The following is a 20,660-nucleotide window of genomic DNA, read 5'->3' as shown; positions in this document are numbered from 1 at the left end:
CCTACTCAACCGGCGCAGGTTGAGTGGCAGCAGGTTTCGATACGGCCTGCGGCCTACTCCACCAGCGCAGGTTGAGTAGCCGCGCCGCGGCGTATCGAAACCCGCCGCCGGCACGCCAGTAGTATTGGCGGGTGAGTATGGAAAGAGAAATCGGCCGCTCGAAGCGGGGCCGCCGGGTTTACGCCTTCGACGACATCGCCGTCGTTCCCTCGAGGCGAACCCGTGACCCCGAAGACGTGTCGGTGAGCTGGTCGATCGACGCCTACCAGTTCGACATCCCGGTGCTGGCCGCCCCGATGGACTCGGTCGTCTCACCCGCGACGGCGATCGCCATGGGCCGGTTCGGCGGCCTCGGCGTGCTCGACCTCGAGGGGCTGTGGACGAGGTATGAGAACCCCGAGCCGCTGCTCGAGGAGATCCAGCAGCTGCCGGCCGGCGCCGCCACCGTGCGCATGCAGCAGATCTACGCCGAGCCGGTCAAGCCCGAGCTGGTGACCGCGCGCCTGGCCGAGATCAGGGCATCCGGAGTCACCGTGGCCGGCGCGCTGTCACCCCAGCGCACGCAGGAACTCTACGAGACCGTCGTCGCAGCGGGCGTCGACCTGTTCTTCATCAGGGGCACGACCGTGTCGGCCGAGCACGTGTCGAAGAGCGTCGAACCGCTCAACCTGAAGAAGTTCATCTACGAGCTCGATGTTCCGGTCATCGTGGGCGGGGCGGCGACGTACACCGCGGCACTGCACCTCATGCGCACTGGTGCCGCCGGTGTGCTGGTCGGCTTCGGCGGCGGGGCGGCGTCGACGACGCGGGCCACGCTGGGCATCCACGCCCCCATGGCGACCGCCGTGGCCGACGTGGCCGGCGCACGGCGCGACTACCTCGACGAGTCGGGCGGCCGCTACGTGCACGTCATCGCCGACGGCGGCCTCAGCACCTCGGGTGACATCGTCAAGGCCGTCTCGGTCGGCGCCGACGCCGTGATGCTCGGCACCGCCCTGGCCCGGGCGACGGATGCTCCCGGGGGCGGCTACCACTGGGGCCCCGAGGCGCACCACTCCCAGCTGCCGCGCGGCAACCGTGTCGAGGTGGGCCGAGTGGCGCCGCTCGAGCAGATTCTGTTCGGGCCGTCGCCGGTCGCCGACGGCACGGCGAACCTCATCGGTGCGCTGCGGCGCTCGATGGCGACGACCGGCTACTCCGACCTCAAGGAGTTCCAGCGCATCGAGGTGGTGGTCGCGCCGTACTCGGCGCGCTGACCGCCGGCCCGTCCGCCGGTTGAGTAGCGGCCTGACCGCTGGCCCGTCCGATGGTTGAGTAGCGACCCCGCCGCGTATCGAAACCTGACGTCTGCCAGCACGCACGAGGGTCTCGATACGCCGCTGCGCGACTACTCGACCGGCGAACGCACGACGGCCCTTGGGTAGAATGGGTGTTCAGGAAATCGCTCACGAATATGCGGCAGGGAGATCAGTCATGGTCGATGTACGACGGGTCAAGCTTCCGGGGGTGGGCGTTCTGCACACCTTCGTCACCGACGACGGGGGCAAGATCGGCGTCATCGCCCACCGCTCGGGGCACAACGACCTCATCACGTTCGCCGATGAAGAAGACGGCGCAGAGGGCACGAAGGTGTCGCTGCGGCTCAGCGAAGACGAGGCCCGCACGCTCGCCGAGCTGCTCGGCGGCACGCAGATCACCGAGTCGCTGACCGCGCTCGACCAGATACCCGGCCTCAGCATCGACTGGTTCACCGTCGACTACGAAGACCACATCGCCGGCCAGGAGCTCGGCGACCCCGCAGACCGTGGCGTCGTCGGCGTGACCGTCGTCGCCGTCGTGCGGGGCGAGTCGGCCAACCCGGCGCCGGCCAGCGACTTCAAGGTCTTTCCCGGCGACACGCTCGTGGTCGCGGGCAGCCCCGAGAAGGTGGCCAAGGTGTTCAACTTCTTCCGCACCGGCCAATACAAGACCAAGAGCGCTGTCGACGCGCCGCCCGGGGGGTAGGCGATGCTGACCGCTATCGGCGCGGCCGCGACTGACACGGGCGGGGTTGTGCACCTCGGGCCCGATCTTCTGATTCTGGGCATCCTGTTCGTCATCGCCTACATTCTCGGGCGCCTCGGCAAGGCCATCGGCCTGCCGGCGATCCCGATCTACATGGTGGTGGGGCTTCTGGCGAGCCCGCACTTCAACCTCTTTCCGATCGACTTCGACAACAACGCCTACATCGCGCTCATCGCGGTGTTCGGCCTCATCATGCTGCTCTTCAGCCTGGGGCTCGAGTTCGATCAAGACGAGTTCTTCTCCAACGCCGGCAAGCTGATCATCTCGGGCGGCTCGTACATCGCCATCAACATGATCGCGGGCTTCGCGTTCGGCTTCCTGGTGGGCTGGGGCACCCGTGAGGCACTGATCATCGCCGGCATCACGGCGACCTCGTCGAGCGCCATCGTGACGAAGCTGCTGATCGAACTCAACCGCCTCGCGAACCCCGAGACCCCCATGATCCTGGGCGTCACCGTGGTCGAAGACATCTTCATCGCGATCTACCTGGCGATCGTGTCGGTGGTGCTGAGCGGTGAGACGGCGATCTGGCCGGTCATCCTGAAGCTCGGCATCGCGTTCCTCTTCCTGGTGACGATGTTCGCCGTCGCCCGGTTCGGCGGCCGCGTGGTGTCGCGATTCTTCCGCACCAAAGACGACGAGCTGTTCACGATCCTGTTCTTCGGGCTGGCGATCATGTTCGGCGGCATCGGCGAGATCCTCGGCGTGACCGACGCCATCGGCGCCTTCCTGATCGGCCTCGTGCTCGGCGCCACCCGGTACCGCAACAAGATCGAGCACATCGCGATCCCGCTGCGCGACGTGTTCGGCGCCTTCTTCTTCCTGAACTTCGGCCTGAGCCTCAACCCGTCGACCTTTCCCGAGGTCATCTGGCCGGTTCTCGGCGCGGTCGTGATGACGATGGTGCTGAACGCCGGGGCCGGCCAGTTCGTCGCCAAGCTGAACGGTCTGGGGGTGCGGGCGGGCATCAACGCCACGGTCATCCTGCAGAACCGGGGCGAATTCGCGCTCATTCTCGCCACGCTGGCGCTCGCCGCGGGCCTGGATGAACGAATACAGTCGTTCGCCGGCCTCTACGTGCTCGTGATGGCCGTGGCCGGGCCTATCATCGCCTCGAACTCTGAGAACATCAGCAACCTGATTCTGGGTACCAAGCGCAAGAAGGCCAAGGCCGCCGCGGCGCCGCCCAAACCGCGCGACGCGATGATGGCCGAGGAGATCGCCCTCGTCGAGGCGGCGACGGCGGGTCTCGAACCCGGCGAGAACCCAGCTACGAAGGAGTATGTTGAGCGGGTTGTGGAGCAGGCGAACAGCCAATCCGACCAACTCGACACCAGCGGGAAAGACGACGAGTATTGACCATCTTCAGTGTGATGCGACGCCCGAAGTGGATTCGGGCGCTCGTTCTCGCGCTGCTGGTGGCGGCCATCTTCGGTGCCCTCGGGCAGTGGCAGATCTCGCGCGCTGTGACCTCGAACGGTCCCAACCCGAACGCCACGACCGAGGTCGTCGAACAGCTCACTGACGTCTCGACCGCGGGCCAGCCGGTTCTCGAGACGCAAGACGGGCAGATGGTCACGGTGACCGGCACGCTCGTGTCGCCCGACTTCACACTCGTCTCCTCGCGCCTGAACGGCGGCCAGCTCGGCTACTGGGTCGTGGCGCGCCTCGACCTCGACCAGCCGCAGGGGTCGGCTTCGCTGACGAGCGTGGCCGTGGCTCTCGGATGGTCGGCAGACCGGTCGCAGGCCGACGCGGTGCTCGACCAGCTCAATGCCACCTCGACGTTCCCCTCTGAGACGCTCGTGGGCCGGTACGTCGGCACCGACGGCGCCGAGGTGAGCGACGCGCAGGGCAAGTCGGCGGCGGCGTATGTGCCGTCGACGCTCGCGGTGTCGTCGTTGATCAACACGTGGCAGAACTTTCCCGACACCGCCAACGTGTTCGGCGGCTACATCGTCGCCAAAGCCCCGATCGACGGCCTCGCCGCCATCGACTCGCCCATTCCGCAGCGTACGACTGAGCTGAACTGGCTCAACGTGTTCTACGCCATCGAGTGGGTGATCTTTGCGGGCTTCGCGATCTTCTTCTGGTACCGGCTCGTCAAAGACGCGTGGGAGCGCGAGAACGAAGAGGCCGAGCTCGAGGCCGCCTACAGCGCGCCGTCGCGCCCCACCAGCTAGCCCCCTGGGCACCAGAACGCCCCTTGTGCGAAAGGTAGAATAACCCCATGCCACTCGAGCCCAAGCAGAAGGATTTTCCGCGCATCCGGTCTGCGCTGACGTTCTACCGGGTCTGCGCCATCATCACCGGTACCCTGCTGCTGCTGCTGTGCCTCGAGGTGATCTTCAAGTACACCCCCATCGGCCTCGAACTCGAGCTCGGCGGCTCCCACGGCTTTCTCGCCCTGGTGCCCGTCGGCACCGTCACCGGCGTGAACCTGAGCACCGGCCTGCTGATCGTGCACGGCTGGTTCTACGTGGTGTACCTCTTCTCCTGCTTCCAGCTGTGGTCGCGCATGCGCTGGAACTTCACCCGTTTCGTGCTGCTCGCCCTCGGCGGCATCATTCCGTTCCTGTCGTTCTTCCTCGAGAGCCGCACCGCTCGCGAGGTCACCGCCTACCTGGCGGCCCGCGAGGCCGCCCTCGTCACTCAGCCCGCGGAGGCAACCCATCAGTAACAACGCCCCGGCCCAGCCCGACAGCACAGAGGCGGTAGCCTCGCCCGACAGCACAGAAGCGGCGGTCGACTCGCCCGACAGCACAGAGGCGGCGGCTTCGACCAGCCGCCCCGTTCTCGTGGTCGACTTCGGCGCCCAGTACGCCCAGCTCATCGCGCGCCGCGTGCGCGAGGCGAGCGTGTACAGCGAGATCGTGCCCAGCAACATCACCGCGGCCGAGGTCGCCGCGAAGTCGCCCGTCGGCATCGTGCTGAGCGGCGGCCCGTCGAGTGTCTACGAAGAGGGCGCCCCGGCGCTCGACCCGGCAATCTTCGACCTGGGTGTGCCCGTGCTGGGCATCTGCTACGGCTTTCAGGTCATGGCGCAGGCCCTCGGCGGCGAGGTGGCCCACAGTGGCCTGCGCGAGTACGGCGCCACCGACATGAATGTCACCGGCAGCGGGGGAGTGCTGCTCGACGGCCAGCCCGCCGACCAGACGGTGTGGATGAGTCACGGCGACCAGGTGTCGAAGGCACCGGATGGTTTCACGGTCGTGGCGAGCAGTGCATCCACCCCGGTCGCCGCGTTCGCCAACGACGACAAGCAGCAGTACGGCGTGCAGTGGCACCCCGAGGTGAAGCACACGCAGTACGGGCAAGACGTGCTCGAGAACTTCCTGCACCGTGCGGCCGGCATTCCCGCCGACTGGAACAGCGGCAACGTCATCGCCGACCAGGTCGCGGCGATTCGGGCCCAGGTCGGCTCGGGCAAGGTCATCTGCGGGCTCTCGGGCGGGGTCGACTCGGCCGTGGCCGCGGCTCTCGTGCACGAGGCGGTCGGCGACCAGCTGACCTGCGTCTTCGTCGACCACGGGCTGCTGCGCGCCGACGAGCGCCGCCAGGTCGAGGTCGACTACGTGGCGTCGACCGGCGTTCGTCTGGTGACGGTGGATGCCCGTGAGCAGTTTCTCGACGCTCTCGCCGGCGTCACCGACCCCGAACAGAAGCGCAAGATCATCGGGCGCGAGTTCATCCGGAGCTTCGAAGGCGCCGCCGAGGCCCTCGTGCTCGAGGCCGCGGCGACCGACGGCGAGCCGGTGAAGTTCCTCGTGCAGGGCACGCTGTACCCCGACGTCGTCGAGTCGGGCGGCGGAACCGGCACCGCGAACATCAAGAGCCACCACAACGTGGGCGGCCTGCCCGAAGACCTGCAGTTCGAGCTCGTCGAGCCGCTGCGCACCCTCTTCAAAGACGAGGTGCGCGCCATCGGTCGCCAGCTCGGTCTTCCCGAGGTCATCGTCGGGCGCCAGCCGTTCCCCGGCCCCGGCCTCGGCATTCGCATCGTGGGCGAGGTGACGTTCGAGCGGCTCGAGCTGCTGCGGGCGGCAGACGCCATCGTGCGCGCCGAGCTGACCGCAGCCGGGCTCGACGGTGAGATCTGGCAGTGCCCCGTGGTGCTGCTGGCCGACGTGCGGTCGGTCGGCGTTCAGGGCGATGGGCGTACCTACGGGCATCCGATCGTCTTGCGCCCGGTGTCGAGTGAAGACGCGATGACGGCCGACTGGACCCGTCTGCCCTACGACCTGCTCGCCCGAATCTCGAACCGCATCACCAATGAGGTCGCCGGCGTCAACCGGGTCGTGCTCGACGTCACGTCGAAGCCGCCGGGAACCATCGAGTGGGAGTGAGTCGAGTCCGTCAACGCTCCACTGCGCAAGAACGCCACGTCAACGAAAGGTGTGGTATTCTCATGTTATGAGTGAACGGAACGGGGATTCGCGTGACCGCCCCGGTGCTGCCGGCGTGGCTTTGTTCGCTTCCCGGTCGGTAGATCTCGACCCCGTCCCCATTTCGTATTACGGTATTCGTATGAGTGGTGAAGAGACGATCGATGGGGTACCGGTCACCGAGGAGCAAATCGCATCATGGGTTGTTGAGGCTGAGGCTGGCTACGACGTCGAGGTGCTGAAAAAACGGGGCCGCGGCCGTCCTGGTAGGGGTGCTGAGGCGTCGCAGGTCGTGACGCTGCGTCTCACGGTCGGGGAGCTTGAAGCCATCGATGCCAAAGCCGAGCGCGAGGGGAAAACTCGCTCTGATGTCATCCGTGAAGCGCTTTTAGCTTTTGCGGCGTGAATGTCCATCCGTCCGCGCTGAAACATCGCCTGCTCGCGACGGATGTGGTTCAGGCAGCGACGTGGGCGTTATGGATCGAGGACATAGATGACGAGAATCCAGCTCGACAGCTGCGACTCGGGTTCGACACGCGGGGACGTTTGCTCGAGACCGTCGTTCTCGTCTTCGACAGCGGAAATGAGCTCGTCATTCACGCGATCAAAGCGCGCCCTCACATGATCGACCTGCTTCCTACAACCTTGAAAATCGTCTGATCCTCTGCGTTTCTGGCGCAGAGAACTGCTTGTGAGTGAGCACTCACTCAGGTACAATCGACGACGTGACTACGACGGACCCAGCACGAGCAGCTGACGCACTGCGGGCGGACGCCCGCGCCCGCCGCGCCCCGGCCATGGCGCTGGAGGATCGCCGGGCATCCATCATCGCCGCGGTGACGCCGCTGCTGATCGAGCATGGGCGGCAGGTGACCAGCGCCCAGATCGCGGCGGCGGCCGGCATCGCCGAGGGAACGATCTTTCGGGCGTTCGGCGACAAAGAGGCGCTGATCGACGCGGCGATCGAGGCGCACCTCGACCCCGAGCCGTTTCGACGCGACATTCGGCAGATCGACCGCACGCTGCCGCTCGAAGCGAAGGTTCGCCGGCTGCTCGAACTGATGCACAACCGCTTCATGACCATCTTCCAGATGATGAACTCACTCGGGTTGGCCGGCCAGCGACCGCCGCACAACGGGCAGAGCGAGCTCGTGCGGCGCGTCGTCGACCTGCTCGACGGCGAAGAGCCGCAGCTGCGCTTCGACAGCGAGCGAATCGTGCAGCTCATCCGCATGGTTGCCCTGTCGGCATCGCTGCCGCACGTCATCGGCGACTCACCCATCGACCTCGACACCCTCACCGACTTCGTTCTGCACGGCATCATGAAAGAAGGCACGCCATGAAACTCATCAGGCTCATCGGCGCCTATGCGAAACCGCACTGGCGCCTCTTCGTCGGGGTGGTGATCTTTCAGCTCGCCCAGGCGATCGCCTCGCTCTACCTGCCGACCCTCAACGCCGACATCATCGACAACGGGGTGGCGACCGGTGACACCGGCTACATTCTGCGCATCGGCGGCCTCATGCTGATGATCACCTTCGCCCAGGTGATCTGCTCGATCATCGCGGTGTACTTCGGCGCCAAGCTGGCCATGGCCCTCGGCCGCGACCTGCGGCTGGCCGTCTTCACGCACGTGGGCGACTTCTCCGAGCGCGAGGTGTCGCAGTTCGGTGCGCCCTCGCTGATCACTCGCAACACGAACGATGTGCAGCAGGTGCAGATGCTCGTGCTGATGACCTGCACGATTCTGGTCAGTGCGCCGATTCTGGCCGTCGGCGGCATCATCATGGCGCTGTCGCTCGATGTGCCGCTGTCGGGCATCATCGCGGTCGCCGTTCCGGTGCTGTTGGTCGTGCTGGGGCTCGTCATCGTGCGCATGGTGCCGCTGTTCCGGCTGATGCAGGTGCGCATCGACAAGGTGAACGGGGTGCTGCGAGAGCAGTTGACGGGCATCCGGGTCGTTCGCGCGTTCGTTCGTGAGCGCATCGAGACTGAGCGCTTCGCGGTCGCCAACCGCGAGGTCACCGACACGGCGCTGCGGGCGGGCCGGCTGTTCGCCCTGATGTTTCCGTTCGTGCTGCTGGTGATGAACGTGTCGAGTGTGGCGGTGATCTGGTTCGGGGCGTTCCGCATCGACGACGGGTCGATGCAGATCGGCACGCTGACCGCGTTTCTGACGTACCTGGTGCAGATTCTGATGGCGGTGATGATGGCCACGTTCATGGCGATTCTGATTCCCCGGGCATCCGTCTGCGCCGACCGCATCACCGAGGTGCTGCACACGCCCTCGTCGGTCGTGATGAGCGCCGACGGCGTGACCGAGCTCGACGAGCACGGGCTGATCGAGCTCGACAATGCAAGCTTCGCCTACCCGGGTGCGGCCGAGCCGGTGCTGTGCAACCTCACCTTCGTGGCTGAGCCGGGCAAGACCACGGCGATCATCGGCAGCACGGGGGCGGGCAAGACCACGCTCATCAACCTGCTGCCGCGGCTGTTCGACGCCACCGACGGTGAGGTGCGGGTCGACGGGGTGAACGTGCGCGACCTCGACCCCGACGTGCTGTGGGCGCGCATCGGCCTCGTGCCGCAGAAGCCCTACCTGTTCTCGGGAACGGTCGCGAGCAACCTGCGCTACGGAAAGCCCGACGCCAGCGACGACGAGCTCTGGCAGGCGCTCGAGACCGCCCAGGCGCGCGACTTCGTGGCAGAGATGCCCGAGGGCCTCGATTCGCCCATCGCGCAGGGCGGCACGAATGTGTCGGGCGGCCAGCGACAACGGCTCGCCATCGCCAGGGCGCTGGTGAAACGCCCCGAGATCTACGTGTTCGACGACTCGTTCTCGGCGCTCGACCTGGCGACGGATGCCCGGCTCAGGCGTGCACTGCGCAGAGACGTGGGCGGGGCGACCATGGTGGTCGTGGCGCAGCGGGTCTCGACGATCATCGACGCCGACCAGATTCTGGTGCTCGAAGACGGGCGGATCGTCGGCCGCGGCACCCATGCCGAGCTACTCGAGACCAGTGAGACGTATCGCGAGATCGTCGAATCGCAGATGACGGCCGAGGAGGCAGCATGAGCGACGAAGCGCAGCCCATCGAGGAGGCTCCGGCCACCCCGCGGCCGCCCGTGCGGCGCGGACCGGGCAGCGGCGGGCCCTTCGGTGGCGCCGGCATGCCGGCAGAGAAATCGAAGTCGTTCGGGCCGAGCGCGAAGCGGCTGGCCGGCCGACTGCGCCCCGAGCGCATGCTCATCGGCGTCATCACGGTGCTGGCGATCATCAGCGTCACTCTGTCGGTGCTCGGGCCGAAGATGCTCGGCAACGCGACGAACGTGATCTTCGCGGGCATCCTCTCTGAGCAGTTCCCGGCGGGAACCACCCAGCAGCAGGCGATCGACGGGCTGAACGCGGCGGGGCAGAGCCAGCAGGCCGACCTGTTGAAGAGCGTCACCTTCACGCCCGGCCAGGGCATCGACTTCACCCAGCTCGGCATGATCCTGATGCTCGTGCTGGCGATCTACGTGTTCTCGTCGGTGTTCAGCTGGATGCAGTCGTACCTGCTCAACGGCGTGGTGCAGCGCACGGTGTACCGGCTGCGTGAAGACGTCGAGGAGAAGATCAACCGCCTGCCGCTCGGCTATTTCGACCGCATGCCACGGGGTGAGCTGCTGAGCCGCGTCACCAACGACATCGACAACATCTCGCAGAGCCTGCAGCAGTCGCTGTCGCAGATCATGACGTCGCTGCTCACGGTGATCGGCGTCGTCACGATGATGTTCATCATCTCGCCCCTGCTGGCCCTCATCGCGCTGGTGACGATTCCGCTCACGCTCGTGATCACGACGCTGGTGGCGAAGCGCTCGCAGAAGCTCTTCGTGGCGCAGTGGGCGCACACCGGCGCACTGAACGCCCGCATCGAAGAGGCCTACACCGGCCACGCGCTGGTGAAGGTCTTCGGGCGGCACCGCGAGATCAACGAGGTGTTCCGGCAGAAGAACGACGAGCTGTTCACGTCCAGTTTCGGCGCCCAGTTCATGTCGGGCATCATCATGCCGGCGATGATGTTCATCGGCAACCTGGTGTACGTCGCCATCGCCGTAGTCGGCGGATTGATGGTGGCGAGCGGCACCCTCAGTCTCGGTGACGTTCAGGCGTTCATCCAGTACTCGCGCCAGTTCACGCAGCCGTTGACCCAGCTGGGGTCGATGGCCAACATTCTGCAGTCGGGCGTGGCCTCGGCCGAGCGGGTGTTCGAGCTGCTCGACGCCGACGACCAGACTCCGGATGCCCGGCCCGCCGTCACCCCGTCGAACGACGAGGGCAGGCTGGTGTTCGAGAACGTCTCGTTCAGCTACAGCCCAGAGAAGCCGCTCATCGAGAACCTCTCGCTGACGGCGCTGCCGGGGCAGACCGTGGCGATCGTCGGGCCGACGGGCGCGGGCAAGACCACGCTCGTCAACCTGATCATGCGGTTCTACGAACTCGACGCCGGGCGCATCACGCTCGACGGCACCGACATCGCATCGATGACCCGCGACGACCTGCGCGGCCGCACCGGGATGGTGCTGCAGGACACCTGGCTGTTCGGCGGCACCATTCGCGACAACATCGCCTATGGCAACCCGTCGGCCACGGAGGAGGAGATTCTCGCGGCGGCTCAGGCCACCTACGTCGACCGGTTCGTGCACTCGCTGCCCGACGGGTACGACACCGTGCTGAACGATGAGGCCGACAACGTGTCGGCGGGGGAGAAGCAGCTCATCACGATCGCCAGGGCGTTTCTGGCGAAGCCGTCGGTGCTGATTCTCGACGAGGCCACGTCATCGGTCGACACCCGCACCGAGGTGCTGGTGCAGCGCGCGATGTCTGCGTTGCGTGCCGACCGCACGAGCTTCGTCATCGCGCACCGCCTGTCGACCATCCGCGACGCCCACCTCATTCTGGTGATGGAGTCGGGCCGCATCGTGGAGCAGGGCACCCACGACGAGCTGCTGGCCGCGGGCGGCGCCTACGCCAACCTCTACAACGCCCAGTTCGCGGCGGCCATCACCGACTGAGCCCGGCGGGGCTGGCCGCCCCATCGCCGACATGCAATACGCCCCGACGAACCGCATATGGGTTCGGCGGGGCGTATGTCATGTCGAGCCCGAATCGAACGGGTTCAGTTGCGGATGATCGCGAACAGGCGCAGCAGCTCGAGGTACAGCCAGACGACCGTGACGACGAGGCCGAAGGCCGCCGACCAGCTCTGGTTGCGCGGGGCGCCGGCTTTCACCGCGCGCTGGATCTGGTCGAAGTCGAGCACCAGCGAGTATGCGGCGAGGATCGTCACGATCACGCCGAGAATCAGCCCGAGCGGGATGCCGAAGATGGTCGCGCTCGACAGGCCGAACGCGTTGGTGTTGACGCCGGTGACCATCAGAACGACGTTGACCAGCGAGAACACCACGTAGCCGACCATCGCGATGAGGAAGATCTTCGTGGCACGCTTCGACGCGCGGATCTTGCCGAACGCGAAGAGCACGAGCGTCACCGCGAACACGCAGATCGTGGCGATGACCGCCTGAACGACCACACCCGGGTAACGGTTCTCGAACACACCCGAGATGGCGCCGATGAACAGGCCCTCGGCCGCTGCGTAGAGCAGGATGAGCGGCGGTGACGGCTGCTTCTTGAAGATGTTGACCATCGCCAGGGCGAACCCGATGAGCGCGGCGGGCAGTGCCAGCACGGGAACGTTCCAGCCGATCGCGGCGAACGCGACGAGTACGACGAAGTTGAGCGCGGTCTTGACGATCACGTCGTCGTAGCTGATGCGCCCCGTCTGCGCCGGCGTCGCGGCAGGAGCGTCGTACATCTGCTCCAGGCCGGCGGCCGTGATGGTGGGGGTGTTCGCGGCCGGTGCCTTGCCGTTGAAGGCCGGGTTACGGGAGAACGCGGGATTGTTGGAAGCCATGGTTTCCTCGAGTGTCTGCGCCTTGCGGAGTCTGTGTGGTGGGTCTGTGGTGCTTCTGTGGTGCTGAAGGCGACTCGTTAAATCTAGTGGTGAAATCCAGATGTTGGCTGGACGTTCGCCAACGTTAACAATGTCTCGGGTGTGCCCGATATGCCCCTCGTTCTACGCTTTTCGGGTGGGCAGAACGCTTCCTGTGATCATCGGGCACCGTGGTGCCAGCGGCTATCGTCCCGAGCACAGCCGGGCGGCGTACGAGCTAGCCTTCGAGCTCGGTGCCGACGACGTCGAGCCCGATGTGGTGGTCACCCGCGATGGTGTGCTGGTGCTCAGGCACGAGAACGAGATCTCGGGCACGACCGATGTGGCCGGGCATCCGCAGTTCGCGTCGCGCCGCACGAGCAAGACGATCGACGGGGTCGAGCTGACGGGCTGGTTCACCGAAGACTTCACCTGGGCCGAGCTGCAGACGCTGCGCTGCGTCGAACGGCTGCCGGGGCTGCGGCCCGAGAGCGCCACCTTCGACGGCCTGTTCGGCATTCTGCGGCTGGCTGACCTGTTCGCGTTGGTCGATGAGGCACAGGATGCCCTGCAGCGCCGCCTCGGAATAGTGGCCGAGCTGAAGCACGCTGCCTACTTCGCGCGGCTCGGCCTGCCGCTCGCCGAACTCTTCGCGGCCGAGGTTCGCGCGGCGGGGTGGAACACGGGCGACGGGCGGCTCATGGTCGAGAGCTTCGAGCCGACCGTGCTGCGGCGGGTGCGCGAGGCCGGTGTGCGCGCCGCGACGGTGCTGCTCGTCGAGGCCGAGGGGGCCCCGGCCGACCTGGTGGCGGCGCTCGGCGACGGGGCGCCGAGCTATTCGTCGTACCTCGACGAGCGGGGGCTGGCCGGCCTGGCCGCCGAGGCGATCGACGGCATCAGCGTTCCCAAGCAGTTGCTGTTGGCGCCGCGGCATCCGTCGGTCGTCGAGGCCGCGCGTGCATCAGGGCTCCGGGTGTTCACCTGGACGCTGCGGCCCGAGAACGCCTTTCTCGACGGGGCGTACCGGGCGGCCGGCTCGCCTGGCGAATGGGGCGACTGGGAGGCCGAGTTCGCGGCGATTCTGGCCAGCGGTGTCGATGGCGTGTTCGCCGATCATCCCGACCTCGCGGTGGCCGCACGGGCCGCGAGTGTCGGTGCCGGCGCCTAAACTTGAAGGGATATGACGACCCTCAGCGACCCCGAAGATCGAACCGCCGCACGGCCCGTCTCGGGCCGGCCGTCGAGCGTGCCGATCATCCTCGACGGCGCCGAGTACCGCCCGGGTGGCGGGGGCGGCAGTGACGGTGCCGCCGAGAATCCGCTGCTCGCGGGGCTGAACCCCGAGCAGCGCACCGCCGTCGAATACCGCGGGCCAGCCCTGCTCATCGTGGCTGGCGCCGGTTCGGGCAAGACCCGGGTGCTGACCCACCGCATCGCGAGCCTCATCGAGAGCCGCGAGGCGTGGCCGAGCCAGATTCTCGCCATCACCTTCACCAACAAGGCCGCCGCCGAGATGCGCGAGCGGGTCGGCGCGCTGCTCGGGCAGGTGGCCGACGGCATGTGGATCTCGACGTTCCACTCGGCGTGCGTGCGCATCCTGCGCCGTGAGGCCGAGAACTTCGGCTTCACGAAGAGCTTCACGATCTACGACTCGCACGACTCGCGCACCCTCATCAAGCGCATCATCAAAGACCTGCAGGCCGACACCTACGGGTTCACCGTCGCGGGGGTGGCCGGCAAGATCTCGAAGCTCAAGAACGAGCTGGCCGACGCCGACAGCTACGCGCGTACGGCCAACTTCAACGACCCGCAGGAAGAGCTGTTCGTCGAGATCTTCAGGCAGTACACGCGCAGCCTGAACGCGGCGAACGCCTTCGACTTCGACGATCTCATCGGGCAGACGGTGTTTCTGTTCCGTGCCTTTCCGCACGTGGCCGAGCACTACCGGCGCCGGTTCCGGCACATTCTGGTCGACGAGTACCAAGACACCAACCATGCGCAGTACGCGCTCATCCACGAGCTCACGCGGCCCGTCGGCGAAGGCGAACCCGGCGCGGGGGGCTCCGGTGGCGACCGAGGCTCTGGAGGCGAGGGGGGCGGCCGACGCACCGCCGGCCTGCCCGGCGCATCCCTCACCGTCGTCGGCGACAGCGACCAGTCGATCTATGCCTTCAGAGGGGCGGATGTTCGCAACATCGTCGAGTTCGAACGAGACTTCCCGGGTGCCACCGTGGTGCTGCTCGAGCAGAACTACCGGTCGACCCAGAACATCCTCGCCGCGGCCAACGCCGTCATCCAGAACAACTTCGACCGCAAAGACAAGAAGCTCTGGACAGACATCGGCGACGGCGACAAGATCACCGGCTTCACGGGCTACAGCGGGCACGACGAGGCCCAGTTCGTCGCCGACGAGATCGCGGTGCTGCACGACGAGGGCACGGCCTACAAAGACATCGCGGTGTTCTACCGCACCAACGCGCAGACCCGTGCGCTCGAAGAGATCCTGATCAGGTCGGCGGTGCCCTACCGGGTGCTCGGCGGCACGCGGTTCTACGAGCGCGCCGAGATCAAAGACGTGCTGGCCTACCTCATCGCGGTCGCGAACCCACGTGACGCGCTGGCACTGCGGCGCATCCTGAACACCCCGAAGCGCGGCATCGGTCCGGCCACCGAGACGGCGCTGGCCGTGTTCGCGGAGAACAACGACGTCAGTTACCGCGACGCGATGCGGCGGTCGCCGGAACTCGGGCTCGGGCCCAAGGTCACGGGGGCCATTCTCGACCTGGCGACGATGCTCGATGAGGCCACGGCGATGATCGACCCCGAGCGCGAAGAGGGGCCGGCCACCGTGTCGGAGATTCTCACGATGCTGCTCGAGCGCAGCAAGTACGTGGCGACCCTGCGCGCCGGGCGCGACCCGCAAGACGAGGCTCGGGCCGAGAACGTCGAAGAGCTCGTGGCGGTGACCAAGGAGTTTCAGCGCAACAACCCTGAGGGCGGCCTGCTCGACTTCCTCACCGAGGTGTCGTTGGTGGCGGCCGTCGACGAGCTCGACGACTCGAGCGGAACCGTGTCGCTGATGACGCTGCACACGGCCAAGGGCCTCGAATACGAGGCGGTGTTTCTGACCGGGGTCGAAGAAGACCTGCTGCCGCACCGCATGTCGGCGTCAGAGCCGGGCGGGCCGGCCGAAGAACGACGGCTGTTCTATGTGGGTATCACGCGGGCCAGGCGGCGGTTGTTCCTGTCGCTGGCGATGACGCGGGCGCAGTTCGGCGAGACGGCCGTGGCGATGCCCAGCCGGTACCTGCAGGAGATACCGGCCGAGCTGATCGACTGGCGGCAGTCGCCGGGCATGGCGAACTCGCGCGGCGGAACGCAGCCGCGCGCGCTGAACTCGAACCGACCCGGTGGCGGGTACACCTCGCGCAGCTCCATCAGGGCCAGCGATTCGCTCTCGTTCAGAGACCAAGACCGTGGGCTGCCCCGGGCGAAGGTCGAGTGGCCCAACCGGGTCACGGCGCAGGTGCGCGACAACGGCGACCTCGAGCTGCAGGCGGGCGACCGCATCAGGCACGCCGACTTCGGTGAGGGCCGGGTGAACGCCGTGACGGGCGAGGGCACGAAGCGCGTGGCGCATGTGTCGTTCGACGCGGCGGGCTCGAAGAAGCTGCTCATCAAGATCGCGCCCATCGAGAAGATCTGACCCGCCGCTAGCTCGGGGCACCTCGCGCCCCCTGCTGCTCCTGCTCCTGCACCCTCGACTGCTCGACCGGGGCGGTGGCGACGACAGGGCGCTTGGAGCGGCGCTTGGGGCGGTGGTCAGGAGGCCGGGTGGCTGGCGAGCGAGCGGCGCAGGGCGCGCAGGTAGCGGTCTCGGGGGAGGTGGCGAACGCGTGCGGGAAGGTGGGGGTAGAGCAGACGGGTGGCCGCGAAGAGCCGGTCGAAGCTGCGCTGGTGCCTCGCCGACCAGGGCAGAACGAAGGCGCGCCGCAGCTCGGGCGTCAACAGCCCGGCGGTGGCGAGACGTACGATCGGCATGAGGGCGCGCAGCCACGCGGGGGCGGTGCGCGGATGCAGCAGGTCTGATGCGACGCGTCGCGCCTCATCGGTGACGACCAGATCGGCGACGGATGCGGCCCAGTACCGCTCGAAGTCGGCTCGCGTCGCCGGCCAGCTCTGCTCTGGCACCTGCAGCGCCGTGCCCAGCACGGCGTACCGCCGGTAGACGTCTTCGGCGTCGTCGGGCCCCAGCACCCCGAACACCTTCTCGTAGACCGTGATCGCGGACTGGTACAGGGTCGCGGCCACCCACAGCTGCGCCCCCGGCTCGAACGCGTCGTACGCCACGGTGTCGTTTGCCTCGGCCGTGGTGTCGGCCTTGCCGAGCTGGTGTGGGGTGGTGGTGTTGGTGGCGTGCTGACCGGGCGTGGTGGTGGCCGTATTGGGCTGGTCGGGGGTGGTCGCGGCCGCCGTGCCGTTTAGGTGGGGGGTGGCGGCGTGCTGGTCGGGTGTGGTGGCCGTGCCGGTCAGGTGGGTGGTGGTGGCGGCGTGCTGGTCGGGTGTGGTGGAGGTGCCGGGCTGGTCGGGGGTGGTGGCGAGGTCGCGGGGCCGGTCGGGGGCGGGACTGCTGTGCACGGTACCACTGTGCACGGGAACGTGGGCGCGGTTGACGCGGGCCGTGACCGCGGCACGCTCGGCGGGGGAGCCGAAGACGGAGGCGTAGGCGTAGGTCACGGTGTTCGCGAACCGGTCGAGCGGACGGTCCGCGAAGTCGCTGTGCCGCGCTACCGCGAGGCCGACGGCCGGGTTCGCGATCTGCAACAGAATCGCTCGCCCGCCGCCGGCCAGCAGAACCGCCTCGGCAGCCATATCGGTGAACACGCTCATGCACCGAGCCTAGGTCGCCGACGTGTGCGCCCGCCGCAGGTGCACACCCCTGCCTGTGAACTGCACACCCCTGCCTGTAAACGCGGGCCACCCGGACCTGCCATGCCCAGCGACGACTCGCCCGCGTCTGTCGCGTCGGGTACCACCGCGGTTGGCGGGTCTCTGACCAGACCGACGGGCCGGCCGGCCGGAGGGAACGTCAGGGGGCCTAATCCACGTGCCCACCTCCACCCCCGGTCCAGTTCCACCACCCACCCCCCCCGCGGTGAGTCCAGATGCGCGCTGGTCGGCGCGACGGTGCGTCGGGCGTTCAGCGGCGCGGGGTGGGGCGGCGGCGGGTGGCGCGCTGGGTGCGCGCGCGGAGGAGGGTGAGGGTGAGGGCGCCGAGGAGGAGGGTCAGCGCGGCGGGCCAGAGGAGGGGTGGGGCGGCGAGGCCGGTGGAGGCCAGGGCGGAGGGATTCGTGGGTGGGCGGGGGCCGATGGGCGGGAGCGGGGTCGGCGTGGCGGAAGGCGGGGGTGTGCGCGCGGGCGGCGCGGGTGGGGTGGCGCTCGGCGTCGGCGAGGCGGGCGGGGTCGGCGGGGTCGTGGGTGGGGTGGTCGGCGGTGTCGGGGGAGCCGTGGGCGGGCTGACCTGCGTCACCTCAGACGCCGTGCCGAAGGGGGAGGCCCAGGCGCGCACACGGGCGCCGCCTTCGTCGGCGGGGGTCTTGGCGGGATCGATGGTCTCTGTCCAGACGTAGAAGCCGGCGGCGGGCAGGGTGCAGGCGGGGGTGACGTAGCGGCCGGGACCCCGGTCGGCGAACACCTCGACCGTGCAGACCACCGGAGAGCCGGCGGGCGCGGCGGGCGCGGGAGTGGGTGCCGTGTCGAAGGGACCGCGCAGCGTGCTGTCGATCGTCACCGGGATCGGTGCCTCTGAGCCGTCGGCCGCCGTGTAGGTTCCCCACTGGTCGACGTGGTCGACGGCCGCCTTCGGTTCGGTGGGCGCGGCGGCGAGCCGCAGGTCGAGGTCGTCGTGCACGGTCGCCCCGGGCTCGGCCCGCTGCGCACTGGTCTGCGTGACGACGGCGGGAGAGAACGGCAGCTCCGATCGCACCGCATACTTCGCAGACGCCGTGGCCGCAGCCTTGCGCGGCTGCTGCACGAGCAGTGTCTGAACGGTGCTCGGCCCCCGCGCGACCCAGAAGTCGTCGCCGTAGGGCAGTTCGACGAAGTTCACCGAGGCCGTCACGTCGGTCTTCTCGGCGGGGCCGACCGGATGCACGGCGTACGACTGCCCGTTCTGAACAGTCATGCGGGTCGACCCGTCATCGAACGTCGCACCGGTGAGCGTCATCGTGCCCGAGTGTCGTCCGGCCTCGATGGTGCGCACCCCGCCGTGGACGAAGTCGACCCGCAGGTCGGCCTGAACGGTCGCGCCCGCCCCGCCGTCGCCCGCGGTGTCGGCGAACGCGACGCTCGCCGTGACGCCGTGCGAGGCGCCCTCATCGCCGTCCATCTGCGCACGCAGCTGGCGGGCGCGGGCGAGCACCGCAGCGGCGTCGCCGTTCGCCCGCTGTGCGTAGTACGCGTCGTCGTGGCCGTCGAGCCCGGTGAGGCTCCACGCAGCCAGCTGGGCGGCGGAGGCCTCGATGGCGTTCGTCGTCAGCACCGAGCTGCGGGCCAGCCAGGCGAGGCGCGCGGCGTCGTCGCGGCTGTACCAGCCGAGGATCGAGCCAGGGTCGTAGGTGACGTCGGCACCCTCGGGCGGGTCTTTCTCGACCTGCAGGCACAACCCGAGGTTGCCGTCGCCCAGCCGGTGCGAGCCGAGCCAGCGGCCGTCGGTGTCGGAGACGTGGCCGTAGGCGTGCGAGGTGACGGTGAGTGCGGAGGCCGGTGTGGCGACGACCAAGACGACCGCGGCGACCAGAACGGCGGTGGCGATCGTGAGGAGGGATTTCAGAAGTGGTTTCATGCCACCAGAGTGAAGGGCACGGGCATCCGTCGGTCACGGAATGCCGCACATTGTGGAGAGCTGCGAAAGCGCGCCAGTTGTGGAGAGTAGGCTTGTCGACGGTCTAGATGTCTCGTCTTCAAGACACTTGCGGAACGGTGCATCCGGCTATCACTTTTGAAAAACCAGGCAACGCGAGCGCGCTGAGGCAGCACGCGGATGGGATGAGCAAGCGTGGATCTATTTGAGTATCAGGCGAGAGACCTGTTCGAGAGCTATGGGGTGCCGGTTCTGCCGGGCATCATCGCCGACACACCCGAAGAGGTGAAGGCCGCCGCCGAGAAGCTCGGTGGCGTGACCGTGGTCAAGGCCCAGGTCAAGGTGGGCGGCCGCGGCAAGGCCGGCGGTGTCAAGGTGGCGTTCTCGCCCGAAGACGCCGAAGAGAAGGCGAAGAGCATTCTCGGCCTCGACATCAAGGGCCACGTCGTCAAGCGCGTCATGGTCGCAGGCGGCGCGAACATCGACCGGGAGTTCTACTTCTCGGTGCTGCTCGACCGCGCCAACCGCTCGTACCTCTCGCTGACCAGCTACGAGGGCGGCATGGAGATCGAAGAGCTCGCCGTCGAGCGCCCCGAGGCGCTGGCGCGCATCGAGGTCGACCCGAGTGTCGGCATCGACCTCGACAGCGCGAAGAAGATCGCCGTCGACGCCAAGTTCCCCGCCGAACTGGTCGACAAGGTCGCACCCGTGTTCGTGAAGCTCTGGGAGGTCTACAAAGGCGAAGACGCGACGCTGGTCGAGGTCAACCCGCTCGTACTGACCAAGGAGGGTGACATCGTCGCCCTCGACGGCAAGGTCTCGCTCGACGAGAACGCCGACTTCCGTCACCCGAACCACGAGGCGCTCGAAGACGCCGAGGCGGCCGACCCGCTCGAGGCGAAGGCGAAGAAGCTCGGCCTCAACTACGTGAAGCTCGACGGCGAGGTCGGCGTGATCGGCAACGGCGCGGGTCTCGTGATGTCGACGCTCGACGTCGTCTCGTACGCCGGTGAGAAGCACGGCGGCGCGAAGCCGGCGAACTTCCTCGACATCGGCGGCGGAGCATCCGCCCAGGTGATGGCCAACGGCCTCGATGTCATTCTGGGCGACGACCAGGTCAAGAGCGTCTTCGTGAACGTGTTCGGCGGCATCACCGCCTGTGACGCCGTGGCGAACGGCATCGTCGGCGCCCTCGAGGTGCTCGGCGACAGCGCGAGCAAACCCTTGGTCGTGCGCCTCGACGGCAACAAGGTCGAGGAGGGCCGGCGCATTCTGCAGGAGGCCGCCCACCCGCTGGTCACCCTGGCGCTCACCATGGACGAAGGCGCCGACAAGGCCGCCGAACTGGCCGCAGCGGCCAAGTAGAGGAACAAGAGA

Annotated in this window: 17 protein-coding genes; 14 read left to right on the top strand and 3 right to left on the bottom strand. The window is 67.7% G+C overall.

Annotated features, from left to right (window positions below):
• Positions 1–137 precede the first annotated feature (137 nt).
• The 11 genes from V3W46_RS03185 (at position 138) to V3W46_RS03135 (ending at position 11,504) form a co-directional block, all read left to right on the top strand.
• A complete protein-coding gene (locus V3W46_RS03185; RefSeq protein ID WP_331781647.1) occupies positions 138–1,256 on the top strand; it encodes a GuaB3 family IMP dehydrogenase-related protein in 1,119 nt (372 codons plus the stop codon).
• 217 nt (positions 1,257–1,473) lie between these two features.
• Entirely contained in the window at positions 1,474–2,004 is a 531-nt protein-coding gene (locus tag V3W46_RS03180) for a cation:proton antiporter regulatory subunit (RefSeq protein WP_331781644.1), read from the top strand.
• 48 nt (positions 2,005–2,052) lie between these two features.
• Entirely contained in the window at positions 2,053–3,423 is a 1,371-nt protein-coding gene (locus V3W46_RS03175; RefSeq protein ID WP_331781646.1) for a cation:proton antiporter, read from the top strand.
• Positions 3,420–4,247 (top strand): SURF1 family cytochrome oxidase biogenesis protein, encoded by an 828-nt coding sequence (locus tag V3W46_RS03170; protein ID WP_331781643.1) that lies wholly within the window; start codon positions 3,420–3,422, stop codon positions 4,245–4,247. Before V3W46_RS03175 ends, V3W46_RS03170 begins: the two co-directional genes overlap by 4 nt.
• Positions 4,248–4,294: 47 nt before the next feature.
• Complete coding sequence (locus tag V3W46_RS03165; RefSeq protein ID WP_331781642.1) at positions 4,295–4,744, top strand: DUF3817 domain-containing protein; 450 nt, start codon at positions 4,295–4,297, stop codon at positions 4,742–4,744.
• Between the two features lie 118 nt (positions 4,745–4,862).
• Positions 4,863–6,410 (top strand): glutamine-hydrolyzing GMP synthase, encoded by a 1,548-nt coding sequence (guaA, locus tag V3W46_RS03160; protein WP_331781641.1) that lies wholly within the window; start codon positions 4,863–4,865, stop codon positions 6,408–6,410.
• Positions 6,411–6,477: 67 nt separating this feature from the next.
• Positions 6,478–6,855, top strand: a complete 378-nt coding sequence (locus V3W46_RS03155) for a ribbon-helix-helix domain-containing protein (RefSeq protein ID WP_331781640.1) — start codon at positions 6,478–6,480, stop codon at positions 6,853–6,855.
• The gene (locus V3W46_RS03150) at positions 6,852–7,109 is read left to right on the top strand and encodes a toxin (RefSeq protein WP_331781639.1); all 258 of its coding nucleotides are present in this window, start codon (positions 6,852–6,854) and stop codon (positions 7,107–7,109) included. The genes V3W46_RS03155 and V3W46_RS03150 overlap by 4 nt, the downstream gene beginning before the upstream one ends.
• A 65-nt stretch (positions 7,110–7,174) precedes the next feature.
• The gene (locus V3W46_RS03145; protein WP_331781638.1) at positions 7,175–7,792 is read left to right on the top strand and encodes a TetR/AcrR family transcriptional regulator; all 618 of its coding nucleotides are present in this window, start codon (positions 7,175–7,177) and stop codon (positions 7,790–7,792) included.
• Positions 7,789–9,525 (top strand): ABC transporter ATP-binding protein, encoded by a 1,737-nt coding sequence (locus V3W46_RS03140; protein ID WP_331781637.1) that lies wholly within the window; start codon positions 7,789–7,791, stop codon positions 9,523–9,525. Before V3W46_RS03145 ends, V3W46_RS03140 begins: the two co-directional genes overlap by 4 nt.
• Positions 9,522–11,504: an ABC transporter ATP-binding protein gene (locus tag V3W46_RS03135; RefSeq protein WP_331781636.1), complete on the top strand. Its 1,983-nt coding sequence runs from the start codon at positions 9,522–9,524 to the stop codon at positions 11,502–11,504. The genes V3W46_RS03140 and V3W46_RS03135 overlap by 4 nt, the downstream gene beginning before the upstream one ends.
• Before the next feature lie 104 nt (positions 11,505–11,608).
• Here the strand turns inward: V3W46_RS03135 and V3W46_RS03130 are convergent, their stop codons facing one another.
• Complete coding sequence (locus tag V3W46_RS03130; RefSeq protein WP_331781635.1) at positions 11,609–12,403, bottom strand: Bax inhibitor-1/YccA family protein; 795 nt, start codon at positions 12,401–12,403, stop codon at positions 11,609–11,611.
• A gap of 175 nt (positions 12,404–12,578) precedes the next feature.
• On the opposite strand from V3W46_RS03130, the gene V3W46_RS03125 reads away from it, so the two are divergent.
• Both V3W46_RS03125 and V3W46_RS03120 read left to right on the top strand, forming a co-directional pair.
• Positions 12,579–13,589, top strand: coding sequence for a glycerophosphodiester phosphodiesterase family protein (locus V3W46_RS03125; protein WP_331781634.1), 1,011 nt, complete (start codon positions 12,579–12,581; stop codon positions 13,587–13,589).
• 12 nt (positions 13,590–13,601) lie between these two features.
• A complete protein-coding gene (locus V3W46_RS03120; protein WP_331781633.1) occupies positions 13,602–16,127 on the top strand; it encodes an ATP-dependent helicase in 2,526 nt (841 codons plus the stop codon).
• Between the two features lie 116 nt (positions 16,128–16,243).
• Here the strand turns inward: V3W46_RS03120 and V3W46_RS19595 are convergent, their stop codons facing one another.
• Both V3W46_RS19595 and V3W46_RS03105 read right to left on the bottom strand, forming a co-directional pair.
• Positions 16,244–17,311 (bottom strand): oxygenase MpaB family protein, encoded by a 1,068-nt coding sequence (locus V3W46_RS19595; protein WP_443069915.1) that lies wholly within the window; start codon positions 17,309–17,311, stop codon positions 16,244–16,246.
• Between the two features lie 310 nt (positions 17,312–17,621).
• The gene (locus tag V3W46_RS03105; RefSeq protein WP_331781632.1) at positions 17,622–19,265 is read right to left on the bottom strand and encodes a hypothetical protein; all 1,644 of its coding nucleotides are present in this window, start codon (positions 19,263–19,265) and stop codon (positions 17,622–17,624) included.
• A 213-nt stretch (positions 19,266–19,478) separates the two neighbouring features.
• On the opposite strand from V3W46_RS03105, the gene sucC reads away from it, so the two are divergent.
• Positions 19,479–20,648 (top strand): ADP-forming succinate--CoA ligase subunit beta, encoded by a 1,170-nt coding sequence (gene sucC, locus V3W46_RS03100; RefSeq protein WP_331781631.1) that lies wholly within the window; start codon positions 19,479–19,481, stop codon positions 20,646–20,648.
• The last annotated feature ends 12 nt before the right edge of the window (positions 20,649–20,660 follow it).

Origin of the sequence: Subtercola sp. YIM 133946 (genome assembly GCF_036553535.1) — a bacterium.
GTDB lineage: Bacteria > Actinomycetota > Actinomycetes > Actinomycetales > Microbacteriaceae > Subtercola.
The sequence above is the reverse complement of the archived record's forward strand: the minus strand, read 5'-3'. Positions and strand labels throughout refer to the sequence as shown.

What these genes read in the sequence shown, in the direction of transcription:
- V3W46_RS03185 (WP_331781647.1), top strand. Translation starts at nt 138, where the DNA reads ATGGAAAGAGAAATCGGCCGCTCGAAGCGGGGCCGCCGGGTTTACGCC.
- V3W46_RS03180 (WP_331781644.1), top strand. Translation starts at nt 1,474, where the DNA reads ATGGTCGATGTACGACGGGTCAAGCTTCCGGGGGTGGGCGTTCTGCAC.
- V3W46_RS03165 (WP_331781642.1), top strand. Translation starts at nt 4,295, where the DNA reads ATGCCACTCGAGCCCAAGCAGAAGGATTTTCCGCGCATCCGGTCTGCG.
- V3W46_RS03155 (WP_331781640.1), top strand. Translation starts at nt 6,478, where the DNA reads ATGAGTGAACGGAACGGGGATTCGCGTGACCGCCCCGGTGCTGCCGGC.
- V3W46_RS03140 (WP_331781637.1), top strand. Translation starts at nt 7,789, where the DNA reads ATGAAACTCATCAGGCTCATCGGCGCCTATGCGAAACCGCACTGGCGC.
- V3W46_RS03135 (WP_331781636.1), top strand. Translation starts at nt 9,522, where the DNA reads ATGAGCGACGAAGCGCAGCCCATCGAGGAGGCTCCGGCCACCCCGCGG.
- V3W46_RS03130 (WP_331781635.1), bottom strand. Translation starts at nt 12,403, where the DNA reads ATGGCTTCCAACAATCCCGCGTTCTCCCGTAACCCGGCCTTCAACGGC.
- V3W46_RS03120 (WP_331781633.1), top strand. Translation starts at nt 13,602, where the DNA reads ATGACGACCCTCAGCGACCCCGAAGATCGAACCGCCGCACGGCCCGTC.
- V3W46_RS19595 (WP_443069915.1), bottom strand. Translation starts at nt 17,311, where the DNA reads ATGAGCGTGTTCACCGATATGGCTGCCGAGGCGGTTCTGCTGGCCGGC.
- V3W46_RS03105 (WP_331781632.1), bottom strand. Translation starts at nt 19,265, where the DNA reads ATGAAACCACTTCTGAAATCCCTCCTCACGATCGCCACCGCCGTTCTG.